Origin of the sequence: Haemophilus sp. HMSC066D02, from assembly GCF_001810545.1 — a bacterium.
GTDB lineage: Bacteria > Pseudomonadota > Gammaproteobacteria > Enterobacterales > Pasteurellaceae > Haemophilus_D.
In genome coordinates, this window is sequence record NZ_KV801813.1 from 1 (window position 1) to 17,916 (window position 17,916).

Annotated in this window: 14 protein-coding genes, 3 tRNA genes and 1 pseudogene; 12 read left to right on the plus strand and 6 right to left on the minus strand. The window is 39.3% G+C overall.

Going from position 1 to position 17,916, the window contains the following annotated elements; all coding sequences use genetic code 11:
• Positions 1–36: 36 nt before the first annotated feature.
• From HMPREF2750_RS06400 to wecA, 4 genes are all read right to left on the minus strand, one after another.
• A tRNA-Pro gene (locus HMPREF2750_RS06400) sits at positions 37–113 on the minus strand.
• A gap of 24 nt (positions 114–137) precedes the next feature.
• A tRNA-His gene (locus HMPREF2750_RS06405) sits at positions 138–213 on the minus strand.
• 30 nt (positions 214–243) lie between these two features.
• Positions 244–320, minus strand: a tRNA-Arg gene (locus HMPREF2750_RS06410).
• A 182-nt stretch (positions 321–502) separates the two neighbouring features.
• The gene (wecA, locus tag HMPREF2750_RS06415) at positions 503–1,567 is read right to left on the minus strand and encodes a UDP-N-acetylglucosamine--undecaprenyl-phosphate N-acetylglucosaminephosphotransferase (protein ID WP_070583092.1); all 1,065 of its coding nucleotides are present in this window, start codon (positions 1,565–1,567) and stop codon (positions 503–505) included.
• Positions 1,568–1,688: 121 nt separating this feature from the next.
• Here wecA and hemL point away from each other — a divergent pair, with 121 nt between their 5' ends.
• Positions 1,689–2,972, plus strand: a complete 1,284-nt coding sequence (hemL, locus tag HMPREF2750_RS06420; protein ID WP_070583093.1) for a glutamate-1-semialdehyde 2,1-aminomutase — start codon at positions 1,689–1,691, stop codon at positions 2,970–2,972.
• A 45-nt stretch (positions 2,973–3,017) separates the two neighbouring features.
• Here hemL and glnD read toward each other — a convergent pair whose 3' ends face one another.
• On the minus strand, positions 3,018–5,603 hold the full coding sequence (gene glnD, locus HMPREF2750_RS06425; protein ID WP_070583094.1) for a bifunctional uridylyltransferase/uridylyl-removing protein GlnD: 2,586 nt from the start codon (positions 5,601–5,603) through the stop codon (positions 3,018–3,020).
• A 61-nt stretch (positions 5,604–5,664) separates the two neighbouring features.
• Positions 5,665–6,468 (minus strand): type I methionyl aminopeptidase, encoded by an 804-nt coding sequence (gene map / locus HMPREF2750_RS06430; protein WP_070583095.1) that lies wholly within the window; start codon positions 6,466–6,468, stop codon positions 5,665–5,667.
• A 125-nt stretch (positions 6,469–6,593) separates the two neighbouring features.
• Here map and erpA point away from each other — a divergent pair, with 125 nt between their 5' ends.
• The 11 genes and pseudogenes from erpA to HMPREF2750_RS06485 all read left to right on the plus strand — a co-directional run bounded on the left by erpA (position 6,594) and on the right by HMPREF2750_RS06485 (position 17,832).
• Positions 6,594–6,941, plus strand: coding sequence for an iron-sulfur cluster insertion protein ErpA (gene erpA / locus HMPREF2750_RS06435; RefSeq protein ID WP_070583096.1), 348 nt, complete (start codon positions 6,594–6,596; stop codon positions 6,939–6,941).
• Position 6,942: 1 nt separating this feature from the next.
• Entirely contained in the window at positions 6,943–7,296 is a 354-nt protein-coding gene (locus HMPREF2750_RS06440; protein ID WP_070583097.1) for a YacL family protein, read from the plus strand.
• A gap of 24 nt (positions 7,297–7,320) precedes the next feature.
• Positions 7,321–9,720 carry a penicillin-binding protein 1B gene (gene mrcB / locus HMPREF2750_RS06445; protein ID WP_070583098.1) on the plus strand — a complete coding sequence of 800 codons (2,400 nt, stop codon included), beginning with the start codon at positions 7,321–7,323 and terminating at the stop codon, positions 9,718–9,720.
• A gap of 217 nt (positions 9,721–9,937) precedes the next feature.
• Complete coding sequence (locus HMPREF2750_RS06450; protein WP_049373327.1) at positions 9,938–11,842, plus strand: FTR1 family iron permease; 1,905 nt, start codon at positions 9,938–9,940, stop codon at positions 11,840–11,842.
• Positions 11,843–11,870: 28 nt separating this feature from the next.
• A complete protein-coding gene (locus tag HMPREF2750_RS06455; RefSeq protein ID WP_005696223.1) occupies positions 11,871–12,392 on the plus strand; it encodes an iron transporter in 522 nt (173 codons plus the stop codon).
• Between the two features lie 115 nt (positions 12,393–12,507).
• Positions 12,508–13,901: pseudogene (locus tag HMPREF2750_RS06460) on the plus strand (Fe-S-containing protein).
• Positions 13,901–15,241, plus strand: a complete 1,341-nt coding sequence (locus HMPREF2750_RS06465) for an ABC transporter permease (protein WP_070583099.1) — start codon at positions 13,901–13,903, stop codon at positions 15,239–15,241. The pseudogene HMPREF2750_RS06460 and the gene HMPREF2750_RS06465 overlap by 1 nt, the downstream one beginning before the upstream one ends.
• Positions 15,228–16,361 (plus strand): ABC transporter permease, encoded by a 1,134-nt coding sequence (locus HMPREF2750_RS06470; protein WP_049373321.1) that lies wholly within the window; start codon positions 15,228–15,230, stop codon positions 16,359–16,361. The genes HMPREF2750_RS06465 and HMPREF2750_RS06470 overlap by 14 nt, the downstream gene beginning before the upstream one ends.
• A 1-nt stretch (position 16,362) precedes the next feature.
• The gene (locus HMPREF2750_RS06475) at positions 16,363–17,034 is read left to right on the plus strand and encodes an ABC transporter ATP-binding protein (protein WP_049373319.1); all 672 of its coding nucleotides are present in this window, start codon (positions 16,363–16,365) and stop codon (positions 17,032–17,034) included.
• Positions 17,024–17,503: a TlpA family protein disulfide reductase gene (locus HMPREF2750_RS06480; RefSeq protein ID WP_070583100.1), complete on the plus strand. Its 480-nt coding sequence runs from the start codon at positions 17,024–17,026 to the stop codon at positions 17,501–17,503. Before HMPREF2750_RS06475 ends, HMPREF2750_RS06480 begins: the two co-directional genes overlap by 11 nt.
• Before the next feature lie 5 nt (positions 17,504–17,508).
• Positions 17,509–17,832 (plus strand): c-type cytochrome, encoded by a 324-nt coding sequence (locus tag HMPREF2750_RS06485; RefSeq protein ID WP_070583101.1) that lies wholly within the window; start codon positions 17,509–17,511, stop codon positions 17,830–17,832.
• Positions 17,833–17,916: the final 84 nt, after the last annotated feature.

The following is a 17,916-nucleotide window of genomic DNA, read 5'->3' on the forward strand; positions in this document are numbered from 1 at the left end:
ATTGTCTGATATATTGTTAAAGAGCAAAAAATAAATTGGTCGGCGAGATAGGATTTGAACCTACGACCCACTGGTCCCAAACCAGTTGCGCTACCAAGCTGCGCTACTCGCCGTCAGATTTCTCACTTAAGAGAAGATGGGGTGGCTAATGGGATTCGAACCCACGACAACTGGAATCACAATCCAGGGCTCTACCAACTGAGCTATAGCCACCATTGATTAGTTGTTTACCGCATTGACTTCTGGCGCGCTCGACAAGATTCGAACTTGCGACCTTTGGCTCCGGAGGCCAACGCTCTATCCAACTGAGCTACGAACGCGTTACTGCGTCGTTGCAGGGGCGTATATTAATGATTTCCAAATATCTTGTCTAGCACTTTTTTGAAAAAAAATATCAAAAGATAAATTTTTGTTCAATTTGTATAGAATTTATTATGTATTCGTTTATTTTTAGTGCTAAAACGTAAAAAAGGATAGCAAATTGCTATCCTCTTTATTTCATTTATTCCTTATTACGACGTGCGCGACGTTTCATTCTTCTTACCCAACGGGTGATTTTCCATGCTTTTGTAATTGAATAAGCATAAAGGAAGAATAATACAATAAACGCAATAAACATTGCCCATTCATTAATATAGAAGACTTCGCCTAAGATCCCGATTGTCGCACAAATAGCAGCAAAGAAGGTAATTAATAAGAAGGCTTGGCGAGACGTTAATCCTGCACGAACCATTAAATGGTGTACGTGTAAGCGATCCGGACGGAATGGACTTTTCCCTTTACGTAAACGACGGTAAATAATGGCTACCATATCAATTAAAGGAACAGCAATAATCCAAAGTGCGGTCACTGGATTCATCGGATGTCCTTTCCCTTGCGTACTTAAAAGTAGAATCCAAATAATAGTAAAGCCGATTAAAGTACTTCCTGCATCGCCCATGAAAACTTTATATTTAGGTCCTAACGGAATCCCTAAGTTTAATAATAGATAAGGCAAAATCGCGACAATTAGGGCAAAACTCCAATATGCCATATCCATCTGACCATCACGGAACATTAAAATACCAATGGCAGCAAAGGAAACAATTGATAATCCACCCAATAATCCATCGATACCATCAATCATATTAAAGGCATTAATAATTGCTATTGTCGCAAATACGGTAATAATCAACCCAATAGAGCCAAGTGTTAATTGGAATGGTCCGAGAATTTGACCTAAATGATCTAAATAAACATTACCTAAGTCGATCATTAAAATCGCAAGCACGGCTTGAATCCCTGCACGCAAGAAAGGGCTAATATCGAAGCGGTCATCTAAGATACCAATTGCCAGTAGAACAAAAATACTGAATATATAAAGATACGGTAAACGAAGTTGATCCCACTCCATTAAATAATAGCAAAGGTTTCCCATGAAAAGAGAAACACCGCCAATAAGGGGAATTGCACCTTGGTGACGTTTACGATAATTCGGTTTATCAACCAAGCCAATTTTATTGGCAATTGGTCGCATGACAATTAAGGTTAAAAATGCCCCTAAAAAAGTGATGAGAAGACTTAGCATAGTTTTTATCCTAAAAATTTTTTGCAAAGGATAACATAAAGAAAAATCAGCACACAAAGGTTTTTCTCAAATTCAGTTTTTTAGTACAATATGCCCACTTTTAATATAAGGATTAAAAATCATGACAAAATCAACCGCACTTTTCTCTCGTGCACAAGAAGTTATTCCTGGTGGCGTAAACTCCCCTGTTCGTGCTTTTAAAGGCGTAGGTGGTACACCTGTATTCATTCAAAAAGCCAAAGGCGCTTATATTTATGATACCGAAGGCAAACAATATATTGATTATGTGGGTTCTTGGGGACCAATGATTTTAGGTCACAACCACCCTGCTATTTTAGATGCTGTATTAAAAGCAGCAGAAAATGGTTTAAGCTTTGGTGCGCCAACACCATCTGAAATTGATTTAGCGGAACTAGTCTGTGAAATTGTGCCATCTATTGAAATGGTTCGTATGGTGAGTTCAGGTACTGAAGCAACCATGACAGCCATTCGTCTTGCGCGTGGTTATACAAATAGAAGCAAAATCTTAAAATTTGAAGGTTGTTACCACGGCCATTCTGATTCACTTCTAGTAAAAGCAGGATCGGGGGCGTTAACACTTGGTCAACCAAGCTCACCAGGTGTGCCTGAAGATTTTGCAAAACACACTTTAACTGCAGAATATAACAATCTTGATTCTGTTAAAAAATTATTTGAAGAATTTCCTAACGACATCGCTTGTGTGATTATTGAACCTGTCGCAGGCAACATGAACTGTGTTCCACCAAAAGAAGGTTTCTTACAAGGCATTCGCAAAATCTGTGACCAATATGGTGCACTTTTCATTATTGATGAAGTCATGACGGGTTTCCGTGTTTCACTTGCGGGCGCACAAGCTTACTATGGTGTAACACCGGATCTCACCACATTAGGTAAAGTCATTGGCGGCGGTATGCCAGTGGGTGCTGTTGGCGGTAAAAAAGTGATTATGCAACACCTCGCACCAACCGGCCCTGTTTATCAAGCAGGTACTCTTTCAGGTAACCCAATTGCAATGGCGGCTGGTTTAGCCTGTTTAACCGAATTGAAAAAAGCAGGTAATGAACAGCACCTTGCAGAATTAACCACTAAACTTTGTGACGGCTTAAAAGCATTAGCTCAAAAACACAATGTGCCATTTGTAATTAATCATGTAGGCGGCATGTTTGGTATTTTCTTCACTGACCAAAAACAAGTTACCTCTTATGCAGAAGTCATGAAATGTGATACCGAAAAATTCAAAATATTCTTCCATAAAATGCTCGATCAAGGTGTTTACCTTGCGCCTTCTGCTTTTGAAGCTGGCTTTATGTCTTTAGCTCATACAAATGAAGACATTGAAAAAACGCTTGCTGCCGCTGATATTGCATTTGCAGCAGTTGCTTAAAATATAAAAGTGCGGTTAAATTTAACCGCACTTTTTTATTTCATATTATAAACGTTCATAGAGTACGTTTTCTAACAATCCCCTTTCCTCTTCGGTTAATGCTGTGCCTTTCTCATTTGTTAGAATAAAAAAGTCTTCAGCTTTTTCTCCCACTGTCGTGATTTTTGCATTCCAAAGATTGAGTTTTAACTCGGTAAAAATTTGACTGATTTGAGCCAATAAACCTGGTTTATCTAAAGCCACCACTTCTAATTCGGTATGCTCTTTTTTGGTTTCTTTCAAAAAACGTACATCTGTTTTTACGGTGAAATGTTGCAACTGTCGATTATTTGCAAAAGACATGGATGGCAATTTTTCGCCTAATAAAACAGAGGTTAATACCGTCTCCAATTCTCGGCGACGTTCTGAACGAACCAATTCACCATTTAATTCTGTGATGATAAAGCTGTCGAATACGTAGCCATCATCGGATGTCAAAATTTGCGCATCATGAATACTGAATTTTTTCGCGCCAATGGTTGATACCACTTTATTAAATAAATTGGCTTGATCGGGACAATAAACAAAAATTTCTGTTCCGCCGGAAGAAAAACGGTTACTGATTTTAACGAGTACTTCACCATCAAATTCAGCTAATAGCTCCGTATGCCACGCAATTTGTTTTGGGCTATTTCGTAAGAAATAATCAGATGGGCAACGCTGCCACAACGCTGAAATTTTCTCTTCCGATAATTCTGGTTTTTCTTCGGATAAAATTGCCAACGCCAATTGACGATTTTCAAGGATCTTTTCTTTATTATCTAATAATAAATTCATCCCTTGGCGGAATTGTTGTGACGTATAATCATACAGTGAGGCAAACAAAGAACGCTTCCAGCTATTCCACAAGGTACCGTTTGTTGCACAAATATCCGCGACCGTTAAACAAGTGAGGTAATCTAAGCGCACATGATTTTGTACACTTTCCGCAAAGCTCATCACGACTTCAGGATCATGAATATCTCGACGCTGCGCAGTGATTGACATGAGCAAATGTTCTTTCACTAGCCAAGCCATCGTTTCGATTTCTCGACGATCAAAACCATGCAAACGGGCAAATTCAACAATATCTTCAGCCCCTAACTCTGCATGATCACCACCTCGACCTTTCGCAATATCATGGAAAAGAGCGGCAACATAAAGCAAAGTGCGGTCAGAAATTTGGCTAAATATTTGATGGCAAATGGGATGAGATTCTGCTTCCTCTTCAGCTAAGAAACTTTCCAATTTCAACATCACTCGTAAGGTATGTTCATCCACCGTGTAAATGTGGAAAAGATCAAATTGCATTAAACCTTCAATTCCCTGCCATTGTGGTAAATAAGCCGTTAACACACCGTATTGGTGCATTGGGAGAAATGCGCGCTGAATCGCTTTCGGTTGATTAAATAACCGAATAAATTTTTCTCTTGCTTCAGGAATATCACATAATTTCTGCGTCAAACTTTCCAACGCAATCTGAAGTTGGCGTAATGTTGATGAATGAATTTCGGCTTGTTTATGCTTCGTAAGATAGAAAAAAAGATCCAATATACGATCTGGTGAACGTAAAAACACATCTTCCTTACGTAAACACAAACTTTGATTCACTAATTCAAAATTCTCATCCAAAGGATGAATAGAGAGCTCGCCATCTGTTGATAAAAAATGCGCTTTATAATGCTTAATCAGGATATCACTCAAACGAGAAATTGTGCGTAAAGCTTGGAAAAAACGTTTCATCATTTTTTCGACACCACGGTTTCCTTCACCTTCAAAACCAAGCATCTCGCTCACTTTGATTTGACGATCAAACAACAAGCGGTTGTCATAACGTTTTAAAATCAAGTGTAAAGCGAACCGCACTTTGAATAAAAATTCTTGGCTCTCTAATAATTGCTGATGTTCTGATGGGTAAATAAAGCCGCTTTCCAAAATGCCATCAAGTGTCATTTCTCCGGTATGGCGTAATGCGATCCAATATAAAAGATGAAGATCCCGTAAACCACCGGGGCTGTATTTTAAATCGGGTTCTAAGTTGTAAGTGGTGTTGTGATAACGCTGATAACGTTCAATTTGTTCTTGTACTTTAGCATCAAAGAATGATTTTACCGCCCAAAAATCTGGCTTTTTCAATATTTCATCTAAGGCATTGAAAAGGGACACATCTCCCGATAAATAACGAGACTCAAGCAAATTGGTAGCAATGGTAATGTCTTGTTTACCTTCCTTTTCACATTCTTCTAAAGAACGAACACTATGCCCTACGTCAAATCCACAATCCCACAAGAACTGCACAAACTGAGCAATTTTTTCTTCCGTTTCAGGCTCTTTTTCTTCTTTTGAAAGAACAAGAACATCCAAATCAGATAAAGGAAACATTTCTTGTCTGCCATAACCACCTACCGCAATTAAGGTGAGATGAGCTTTATCTAATTCAAATTGCTGCCAAAGCTGTTTTAACAAATCATCACAAAACTGTGTACGGCTAGCAATCAGCTCAAAAACAGAATAATCATCGAAGTGATGACGTTCAAATTCCTTCAAATTTTCACGCTGGATTTTGACCGCACTTGGCGTGAGTGGAGAGTCGAAATGATAAGGAAAAAGCATAGGTATTCCACAAACAAAATAATTATAAAAAAAGCCCACTATCGTAGGCTTTTAGCTGAACTTAAAGATTATTCATCATACGTTGAATTCGACCTTCCGCAATTTCTTCATCGCGGATTGTCATCACTTCACAACCGTTTTCGGTAACCACAATTTGATGCTCATATTGCGCTGAATGGCTACGGTCTTTGGTTTTTACTGTCCAACCATCGCCCATAATGCGTACTTCTTTTTTACCCGCATTAATCATTGGCTCAATGGTAAATACCATTCCAGGTTTTAAAATCACACCGCCATCATCCGCATAATAGTGTAAAACTTGCGGTTCACAGTGGAATTCAGTTCCCACGCCGTGACCACAGTACTCACGCACCACGCTGAAGCCTTGGCTTTCGGTATATTTTTGAACCGCTTTACCAATTTCGTTTAAACGAATACCCGGCTTAACCGTACGTAATCCCACATAAAGTGCTTCTTGTGCGGCTTCAACCAATTTTTGACTACGAATATTGGTTTCACCCACGACATACATTTTAGAGTTATCACCGAAATAACCGTCTTTTATTACGGTCACATCAATATTGACAATATCGCCCTGTTTTAATTTTTTATCGTCGCTTGGAATACCATGGCAAACCACTTCATTTATAGAAATACAGGTTGCTTTCGGGAAACCATGATAATTTAAGCACGCAGGAATCACTTTTTGTACATTCACCATATAATCGTGACAAATGCGATCCAATTCACCTGTGGTCACCCCTTCTTTGACATAAGGTTCGATCATAACCAAGACATCTGACGCTAATTTACACGCTTCACGCAACTTAACAATTTCTTCTTCAGTTCTTAATGGAATGCCCATTATTTCTCCTTATTTAATTCAGATTTATTCGCATATAATAGCACTAATTCCGTGAAAAATCTTGAATGAATTAACAGGTTATTAGATAATACAAGGATTATTTTTAGGAAAGTGGGGATAGAGATATGTCAGATTTAGATATGGCCGTACCGCTAACTTTTACTGATGCGGCAGCCAATAAAGTAAAAAGTTTAATTAGCGAAGAAGAAAACAACGAATTAAAATTACGCGTTTATATTACCGGTGGCGGTTGTAGCGGTTTCCAATATGGTTTTACCTTTGATGATAAAATCAATGAAGGTGACTTAACCATTGAAAAAGCCGGTGTGCAATTAGTGATTGACCCAATGAGTTTACAATACTTAATTGGCGGTACTGTTGATTACACTGAAGGATTGGAAGGTTCTCGTTTTGTGGTGAACAATCCAAATGCAACCAGCACCTGTGGCTGTGGTTCTTCATTCAGCATCTAATATGGATTTTCAATTTACCCATTATCTAGGCAATGTGCACGCCAAATGTTCAATGGAACACATTGCTCTAGCCAATTGGTTTAATTCAGAAGTGCGGTCAAATCCTCAAGCGTTTTTGACCGCACTTTCTGCCTGTGAGCAGATTAAAAATAATGATGAAGTCACGTTGATTGGTTCAGAATACACGCTTTTTATCAATACAGATGAAGTGATGATTCGCGCCAATAACCTTGCGATTGAAACAGATGACATTTTAGAAGACGACTTCCATTATTATGATGAAGAAAGTATCGCCTTCTGCGGTACAACAGACTTCATCCATTTTCTTAATGCCTATTTTGAATTTATTGCTTAACCTCATTCTCTGAAGCTAACTATTATGTCGGAAACGGAAAACACCTCACCTGAACAACAAGAAACACAAGCGCCAGATAAGCGCCGTTCTTGTAAAATCTTTTTAGCTAAAGTAGCCTTTACTTTAGGGACACTTGCCGTATTTTATGGTGGCTATTTAGACTGGCAAATTCGCTCAAAAATGGATGGCCAAATTTGGCGTTTACCGGCAGAAGTGTATAGTCGTTTAGAAAGCGTAAAACTTTCTGATAACCTTTCTTTTGACGAAGTGATTCAAATCTTACTCGATAACGAATACCGCCAAACCACAATGATTGCAGCACCAGGTGATTTTAAACTCGAAGAGGATACCATCGTATTACTTCGTCGCGCATTCCCTTATCCTGACAAGCCTGAGCCACAACGTGTATTACGTTTACGTTTTACAGATAACAAACTTTCTCGTATTGAAGATTTAGTCAACGTAAAAGCGGTTGATGAATTCCGTCTCGCACCTAAATTAATTGCAATGTTGGAATCAGATAATGAAGATCGTTTAGCCATTCCGTTACAGCAATACCCTCGTTTACTCATCGATGCCTTATTACTCACAGAGGATCGCCGTTTTTATGAGCATAACGGGATTAACCCTATCGGTATTATGCGTGCAATGATTGCCAATATTAGAGCGGGTCAAACGGTTCAAGGCGGCAGTACGCTGACTCAACAACTAGTAAAAAACTTGTTCTTATCGAGTGAACGTTCTATTACACGCAAAGCCAATGAAGCGTTGATGTCATTAGTATTAGATTGGCGATATGATAAAAACCGTATCTTAGAAACCTATCTGAACGAGATTTACCTTGGTCAAAATGGTGATATTCAAATTCACGGTTTTGCGTTGGCGAGCCAATTCTATTTTGGTCGCTCTATCCGTGAAATTAGCCTAGACCAAATTGCCCTTTTAGTTGGCATGGTGAAAGGACCATCCCTTTATAATCCATGGCGAAATCCACAATATGCACTCGATCGCCGAAATGTGGTGTTAAAACTGATGCTTGATCACCAAATGATTGGAGATGAGTTATATGAGATGTTGAGTAAACGGCCATTAGGTGTACAAGCAAAAGGACAAATTTCACGTAAATACCCTGCTTTCATCCAAACATTACAAGCAGATCTTCGTCGTCAATTAGGGGAAAATAAAACCTCTGCACTACTTGGTGCACGTATTTTCTCCACCATGGATTTAAAACAACAGGAACAAGCTGAAAATGCTGTGGTGAATACAGTTAATCAATTGCAAATACAAACTAAAAATCCACATTTAGAAGGCGCAATGATTGTCGCGGATTATCACTTGGGTGAAATACGTGCTGTTGTCGGTGGATTACAAACAGAATATGCCGGATTTAACCGAGCCTTAATGTCAAAACGTCAAATTGGTTCTTTGGTAAAACCATCCATTTATTTGACCGCACTGATGAATCCGGAACAATTTCGTTTAAATACGCCAATTCAAAACCAGCCAATCACGATTTATGTTAAAGGTAGCCAACCTTGGCAACCTCGTAACTACGATCGCAAATATAGCGGTTCGGTGATGTTGATGGATGCCCTTGCTCGCTCGCTGAATATTCCAACGGTAAATATTGGGATGAAAGTCGGTTTAAGCAAAGTGATCGATACGCAAAAAGCCATGGGCTGGGATAATGTAACGATTCCAAAAGTGCCTGCAACCTTGCTCGGTTCTTATAGTATTTCACCTTATGATGTGACCAAACTCTATCAAACTATTGCAAATCAAGGTGGCAAAATTGAGTTAAGTACCATTCAAAGCATTGCCGATCGTCAGGGGAATATTATTTACGAACACAATACAGTACCGGATCAAGTGGTGCCGAGAGAAGCCGCCTATCAAACCTTGTATGCGATGCAGCAAACCGTAGAACGTGGTACCGCGCGTAGCTTACAAAATGATTACGCAGATCTTCGTCTTGCAGGTAAAACAGGCACGACCAATGATGCCCGTGATACTTGGTTTGTCGGTATTGATGGTAAAAATGTCAGCACCATTTGGCTAGGTCGTGATGATAACGGTGAAACCAAATTGACAGGTGCTTCAGGTGCATTACAAATCTATAAAGATTATTTAAACCGTGTTGTCATTGAAAAACTAAAACTCGGCCAACCTTCTACGATTAAATGGGTTGGCATCAATGCTTACGGTAGTTGGAGCTGTGGTAGTAATCGAACAATTCCAGTTTGGGCAAATAAGGATCAAAACTTCTGTGCGTCTGCGCAAACAACGAGTACGGCGACTGCTACCGCTGCACAAACTACGCAATCGCCACAGCCTGATCAACCAGAATCACCAAAACAAGAAAGTGTATGGGATGTGTTAGATAATAAAGCGCCTGTTGAAGAAGCGGCACCCGCTCAATAAACTCGCTTATTTTGACCGCACTTTAATATCTCGATAAAGCGCCTAACAAGGGCGCTTTATTCTTTTGAGCATAAAATAACCATCTAGGATTTCCACCTCTTATGAATTTTTTGATCTCAATCACAAAAATTAGAATTATTTATTGTCATTTCACTGATATCAAAGGATAATCATGAATAGGAATTAATTTCATTTGAGGTAATGAGGTAAATAGACGATGCTATCCCGTTCTATTCGATTTTTCTTTTTAATTTTTTCACTCGCCTTTTCTTCTTCACTCCTTGCACAAGATAACTATCAACAATGGGTTGATGATATTACGGCTCGCTTAGATAAAACGTCTCAACTTATCCAACAAGGAAATACAGATGACGCCCGAACTGAAGTGCAAATGGCTTATTTTGAAGTCTTTGAAAATCTAGAAGGTCCAATTCGCATCAATTTCTCCGCACAAAAAAGCTACCAAATGGAAGCCACGTTTGGCGAGATCCGTAAAATGATCGGTGAAGGAAGCTCACAAAAAGAGATTCAAGCTAAAATCGATCAACTTAAAAAAGAATTAAAAGAAGTGTTGCCATCTCTGGTTGAAGGTCATCAACTCAATGCCGATGGACAACATGGTGTTTATGATAATCAAGCGATTGCCCCTTATTGGCAACAAAGTTTTAAAACTATTGATGACTTAATCGCTCAAGGGCTTGAAGCGTATCAAAATGGTGATCTCGCTAACGCGAAAAAATTGTTCCAACAAGCACAATATGATGGCTATAAAAACTCAGAAATGGAAATGTCCATTCGTCAAAATCGCTCTGCAGAAATTTCAGCGACAATTAATCAACAGTTTTACAATATCATCCGTTTAAGTGAACAAGCCGATCAAATCACAGAAATTGGCTATCAAAGTACGCAATTATTACAAGATATTGAAGAAAACTTGCCTAACCTGCCAACGACACGTGAAGAACAAAATGTTCAATCCAATGCAGCGCAGCAAGCAACAGATAATCAACAAGAGCAAGATTGGAATAAGATTAAACAAGAGATCAATCAACGTATTCAACAAGCTATCGCGCTCTATCAACAAGGTGAAAGCAAAAAAGCCATTCTTTCCGTACAAGACACCTATTTTGACGTGTTTGAAAGTACAGGGATGGAAAACAAAATTGGCTCTCGTGATAGCAATTTTAAAGCGGAACTTGAAGGCTACTTTACTCGTTTAGTGAGTTTAATGAAAGCTGAACAAGGTGATAAGTTACAAGCACAAGCTGATGGTTTAGACCAGAATCTAACTAAAGCGGTTGAAATGTTACAGGGTGGAGAACAAAGTGATTGGTCGATGTTCTTATATAGCCTTTTAATCATCCTTCGTGAAGGTTTGGAAGCCTTGTTAATTGTTGCGGCTATCGTGACTTACTTAATTAAAAATAACCACCAAGATAAATTGCCAGTTATCCGTCAGTCTGTTTATGTGGCATTAATTGCCAGTGTGATTACCGCATTTATCTTCCAACTTATCTTTGAAAATTCAGGTCAAAACCGCGAATTGCTAGAAGGCTTTACGATGATTTTTGCCGTCGTCATGCTCTTTATGATGAGTTACTGGTTATTGTCTAAAGTCGAAGCACAAAACTGGAAACGTTATTTAGAAGGTAAACTCTCTACTGCCCTCACTACTGGATCACTCATCGGCTTATGGCTTACCAGTTTCTTAGCCGTATATCGTGAAGGAGCGGAAACGGTATTGTTCTACTATGCCCTCGTGGGTGATGCGAAAAGTGCGGTCAGTTTTATCTACCTTTTCGCAGGTATCATTGTCGGTGTAATTATTCTCACCATTTGCTACTTCGTGATGCGTTATACCGTAGTGAAATTACCGCTTAAACCATTCTTTATGTTCACGGGTTCTTTCATGTATTTAATGGCCTTTGTATTCGCCGGTAAATCTGTTTTAGAACTCATTGAAGGCAAACTTTTCGAGCCAACGCTGATTAGCGGTGCGCCTGAAATTTCGTGGTTAGGTATTTATCCTTATATGGAAACCCTAATCCCACAAGCAATCTTACTCATCGCTGCCGTATTTGCTCTGTTTATTATGAAATATCAAAGCAAAAAAGCCGCGTAATACCCAACAATCCTTTAGGAGAAAAACAATGAAAAAAGCACTTTTAGCAACAGCATTATTTGCGGGTATTTTCACCGCGTCTACTGCTAACGCATTCCAAGAATATCCAATCGGTGAAGCGGTAACCATGAATGAAATGGAAATTGCGGCGGTTTATCTCAAACCAATCGATATGGAACCACGTGGCATGGGTTTACCTGCTGCGAAATCAGATATCCACTTAGAAGCGGATATCCATGCAGTAAAAGGTAACAAAAATGGCTTTGGTGATGGTGAATGGATGCCTTACTTAACTATCAACTATACTTTAGTGAATACCGATACTGGTGAAAAACAAGAAGGTACTTTCATGCCAATGGTAGCAGGTGACGGTCCTCACTATGGTGCAAACGTGAAAATGATGGGCGTGGGTAACTATAAATTAACTTACCACATCGACCCACCATCAAAAGCAGGTATGCACCGTCATACTGACTCTGAAACGGGTGTAGGCCGTTGGTGGAAACCATTTGATGTAAGCTATGAATTCAAATTCACTGGCATCAAATAATCTAAGGTAAATATTAATTTTACCGACTTGCCTTCCCTTGTATTTCAGGGGAAGGCAATAGCATTTCATTTAACCTTAAAATATCGTCTGTTTTATCCTATTAAATGGTCAAACTATGAATTATTTTTTTACTTTCCTGCTTCAAGCACTTTTACCTTTTTCATTATTGCTCGGTGTTTATCACAGTAAACAATCCTCTGTAAGTGCAAAAAAATAATTTGGCTTAGCCTATTCGGTTTTATTGCCGGTATCGTATTGCGCCTTAGTTTACCTGCGGGACAAATCACCAATTTAATCGTCAATGGCGTAATATTGGTGCTCTTGATTATCTTTACCTTATGTTTAATTTTCGGCAAAGGTCGCTTACCAGTCTTTTGGCAAACCATATTAATGCTCATAGCGGGAAGCTTCTGGGCAAAAGATCCTAATATTACTGCCCTCGTTTCTACTGATGTTATCAATACTGATTCGATCTTACATATAAGTGCGGTCATTTTTGCCTTTGTTTTTTGTTTATGCTTACAAGGCTGGATCTATTTACTTCTAAAACAAGCGGTAAAAACACAACAAAAATCAACCGCGCTTTTAAAGGGTGCAATTAGCCTTCTCTTAATTTGCTTACTTGTTCCACTTTTTGGCGAACTCTTATTAATTTTAATGAAACTTCAAGTGCTTGAACTCACCAAACTACGTTTAAGCTTTGTTGCGAAATCAGGCGAAATCACTCGCTGGTTAAATTACATCTGTGCCGCCTTACTCTTCGTTGTACTTGCCATCTTCTACGGCAAAATTCATTTATCACGCAAGCAACAAGTTAATGCCACACAAGAACCCATTGAAAAACGCCAGAAATTAGCTGCATTGCGTAACTCCTCTCGCTTACTTGGATGGGGCTATTTGGCCTTGGCAATTATTTTTGCTACACAACTTTATTGGGAGCAAATTGCTTCTCGTCCACCACAACTTTCAGAAGCAATTCCTCTGACCTTAGATGAAAAGCAACAAGTCCATATTCCAATTGAACAAGTAAAAGACGGTAAGTTACACCGTTTTGTCTGGATTGCTGATGATGGTAAAGCCGTGCGTTTTTTTGTTATTAATCGTCAACCGGATAAATTAAGTCTAGCTGCAGTATTTGATGCCTGCTTGCTTTGTGGTGACCAAGGCTATGTTATGGAAGGTAACCAAGTCGTTTGTGTGGGCTGCGGCGTACATATGTTTATTCCATCTATTGGTAAACCGGGTGGCTGTAATCCTGTGCCGATTGAAGATTGGCAACAAACTGAGACTGAAATTCTCATTAATCGAACCAGCTTAGAAGAAGGGTTAAATTTATTTAGCACGATTATTGAAATCGATGTAAAAGATCCGATTAGTGGTACCCAAATGAAAAATACTAAAACGGAGCACAAATATAATTACGAAGGTAAAACTTACTTCTTTGAAAGTGAGAAAAATCTTGATTTATTCCGTGATAACCCTGAAAAGTATTTAGGTAAGGGGGAATAATGCTAGCAAGAATGTTATTTCAATCTTGGCGTTTCAGCATTAAACGTAAACTGTTGGCTGTTATTACTATTTTCTTAGCGGCTGGCTTAGTCTCTGCGCTATTAGCTGTTTCTATTGATATTGGCGACAAAATGGCGAAAGAGCTGAAATCTTATGGTGCTAATATTTTGGTTGAACCTGCAAGCAATGCAGCCTTGCCTGGCGAACTCAGTCATAACACTGATTTAAGTAGCCAGGATTTCCTCGATGAAAAAGAACTGCCGAATATTAAAGATATTTTCTGGCGAAATAACATTGTGGGATTTGCGCCATTATTAAGTGCAGATGTGAAAGCAGAAATTCCTTCTGCAAAAACGCATGAAAAATCGACCGCACTTGAACAAATTAATGTGCTAGGTACGTTTTTCGATCACAACATCCCTGTACCGGATGAAGATGATTACCACACAGGACAAAAAATTATTAGCCCTTATTGGCATGTTCAAGGGGAATGGGTAAACGATCTTGAAACACCAGAAGGTGAATTTATTCCTGCGCTCATTGGTGAACAATTAGCACAACGAACTGGCCTAAAACAAGGCGATAAAATCAAACTTTACTATCAAAATGATGAACTTAATAATCAAAGTGCGGTTGAAATTACCGGGATTTTATCCACAGGTGGTGCTGAAGATAATCAATTAGTCATGCCACTCAATGCTGTGCAAAAATTACTGGGGTTAGAAGGGAAAATTCAATCAGTCAAAGTCTCTGCGCTTACCGTACCTGAAAATGACCTTTCTCGCAAAGCGCGTGCCAATACCGATGCATTAGATGCCGAAGAGTACGATCGTTGGTATTGTACGGCTTATGTTTCGTCTATTTCACATCAGTTAGAAGAAGCCATTTCTGGTGCCATTGTTCGCCCTATTTGGCAAGTTGCCGCGTCAGAAGGTGTGGTCATTGGTAAAATTCAGTTATTGCTTGCTGTCGTTACTCTCGCTGCTTTAATCGCGGCAGCCATGGGAATTGCCTCATTAATGAGTACAGGGATCATTGAGCGCTCAAAAGAAATTGGGCTAATGAAAGCCTTAGGCGCATACCAATGGCAAATCGCCTTATTATTTTATTGTGAAGCCATTATCAGTGCCTTAATTGGTGGATCGCTTGGTTGTATTGCTGGATGGGGCTTAGCAGGATTTATTGGTTCAGCGCTATTTGGCGTACCATTGAGTTTCGCTTGGATTGTCATCCCTTGTGTATTGATGCTGTCTATTTTAATTGCTGTGGTGGGCACTTGGTTCCCAGCCCATCGTATTGCCAAACTTTACCCTGTGGAGGTGCTGTATGGCCGCCAATAAAAGTATGTTTTGGCGTTTAATCTTCCAAGCATTACGCCTACGTTTACAACGAGTATTTATTATCTTCTCTGCGCTGACTGTCGGTGCGTCTATTGTAACCGCAATGGCAGCAGTATATTTCGATATTAATACCAAAATGAGTCAAGAGCTCCGTACTTTCGGGGCAAACTTTTATATTGGTGCAGCCAATGGTGGATTGATGAAAGAACGCCAATTAAAGCAAATCCTACACAACGCCCCAGATAATTTCATCACAGCCGCCAGCCCTTATTTATATGGTGTTGCACGAAGTGATTTAGAAAAAATCGTCATTATGGGCGTGTGGTTTGAAGATATGCATGTTCTGGCACCTTATTGGCAAATTACCGGCTCAGCCATTAATGTGAATTTTGATGATCGCAATGCCATGATTGGGAAAACCTTAGCTGAACGACTCAATTTAAACGTTGGAAGTAAATTAACTCTGTCTAAAAATGCGGTTGAAAAACATGAATTCACGATAAAAGGTATTGTTGAGGCAGGCGATGCCACAGACAACATGTTAATCGTTAGCTTAGAATTTGCGCAAAGTTGGTTAGATAAAGAAGGCTTGGCAAACAACGCCTTGCTCAATGTCAAAAATGAACAAGGTAACGTCGCACAGTTTGCACAAGACATTATGCAACATCAACCTGATCTGACTGCCCGCCCGATTCGAAAAGTCTCTGCTTCTGAAGGGCAGATTTTAGATAAAATCAAAGGCTTAATGGGGTTAATCTCATTGGTTATTTTGATTCTCGCCACCCTTTGTGTAAACACCACATTGATTGCGATTGTTGGTGAGCGAGCAAAAGAATTTGCACTACAAAAAGCCTTAGGCGCCAAACAAAGTGACATCATTAAACAGATTAGTACTGAGATCCTCATCATTGCACTTTGTGCAATTGTTGCGGGACTGATTTTCGGCTACATCTTGGCACAATTACTTGGATTAACCGTATTCAAATCTTATATTGATATGCGTCTGCCGGTTATTCCAATTACTATCGTCTTATCGTTATTGGTTGCCTTTATTGCGGTGATTGTACCAACCAAACGAGCTTTAAATATTCAAACCGCAAATGTATTAAAAGGGGAATAAAATGAGTGAATTTGTAATTGAAACGCAACATTTATATAAACGATTCGGGCAAGTCACGGCTTTAGAGGATATTAATATTCAAATTCGCCAAGGTGAGTTTATTGCAATCATGGGGGCATCGGGTTCAGGTAAAACGACACTCATGAATATTCTGACCGGTTTAGATACCGCCAGTGAAGGTAAAGTCATTTTAGATGGTGTCGATGCGGCACAACTGGATGAAGTGGGTCGTCAGCGTTTTCGTGCAGAAAAAATTGGTTTAGTCTTCCAACAATTCCATTTAATCCCTTATTTGACCGCACTTGAAAATGTGATGCTCGCACAGCACTATCATAGTGTGATTGATGAGGTGGCGGCTAAAGCGGTACTCGAACAAGTGGGATTAGGTCATCGTATTGATCATCGTCCAAGCCAACTTTCTGGAGGCGAACAACAACGGGTATGTATTGCTCGTGCATTAGTGAACCAACCACCCGTTATTTTTGCCGATGAACCTACGGGTAACCTCGACGAAAAAAATGAAGCGCTCGTACTGGATTTACTACAAGAGTTAAATCGCCAAGGTAGAACCATTGTGATGGTGACACACAACCCAGAATTGGGTGAGTTGACTGATCGTGTTATTTATCTCCACCACGGAAAATTTGTAAAAGAGGAAATTCATGAAAAATAAATTCGTCAAACTACTTGCCATAAGTGCGGTCATTTTTGGCAGCGTTTCTTGTAAAGATGAAGTCGCTGCAATTGGTCAAAAAGCACCAGACATCGCTGCCTATGATTTACAAGGTAAAGAAGTGAAACTTGATGATTGGAAAGGCACTCGCTTACTGACATTCTGGTCTGAAACCTGTGGACGATGTGTCGCAGAATTAAAAGAATTCGAAAAATTGGCCGCAGCTAATCCAGATAAAGTTCAACTTATCGCCATTAATGTGGATGGAGATAAAGTGGATACCAAAGCCGTGGTTGCCAAACGTCAGCTTACGTTACCGGTTATCAAAGATCAATTAAAAATTACTGCTGAACGCTATCAGCTTATCGGCACGCCAACAAGTTTTGTGATTACACCTGAAGGTAATATTCAGGCTAAATATGAAGGCGCAATTCCCGCAGAAGATTTAGATAAATTATTTAAAGGCTAGCCAAAATGAAAAAACGAATTTACTTATTCTCTACACTTTTACCCGTTTTAGGCTTTTTATTTGCCCCTCCTGCCCTTTCTGCTGAAGCTGACTTAGTGAAAGCAGAAAAGGTATATAAACGCTCTTGTGCAACTTGTCATGGGAAACAAGGCGAAAAACCAGCAATGGGTGAATCCAAAATTATTAATCAATTAAAACCAGAAGAAATTTCAACCGCACTTTCAGAACGAAAAGCAGGAAATATTCCTAGTGCAGGAAGTCCGGCAAAACAACGTTTAAGTGAACAAGATATTCATAATTTAAGTGAATATATTCAAACACTAAAATAGTTTTTGAATTTTTTTTAAACTAATTCTAAAATATACGGTCTTAGAAGGGGCTTAGTTTTACAAGCTAAGAAATTTTTATTATAT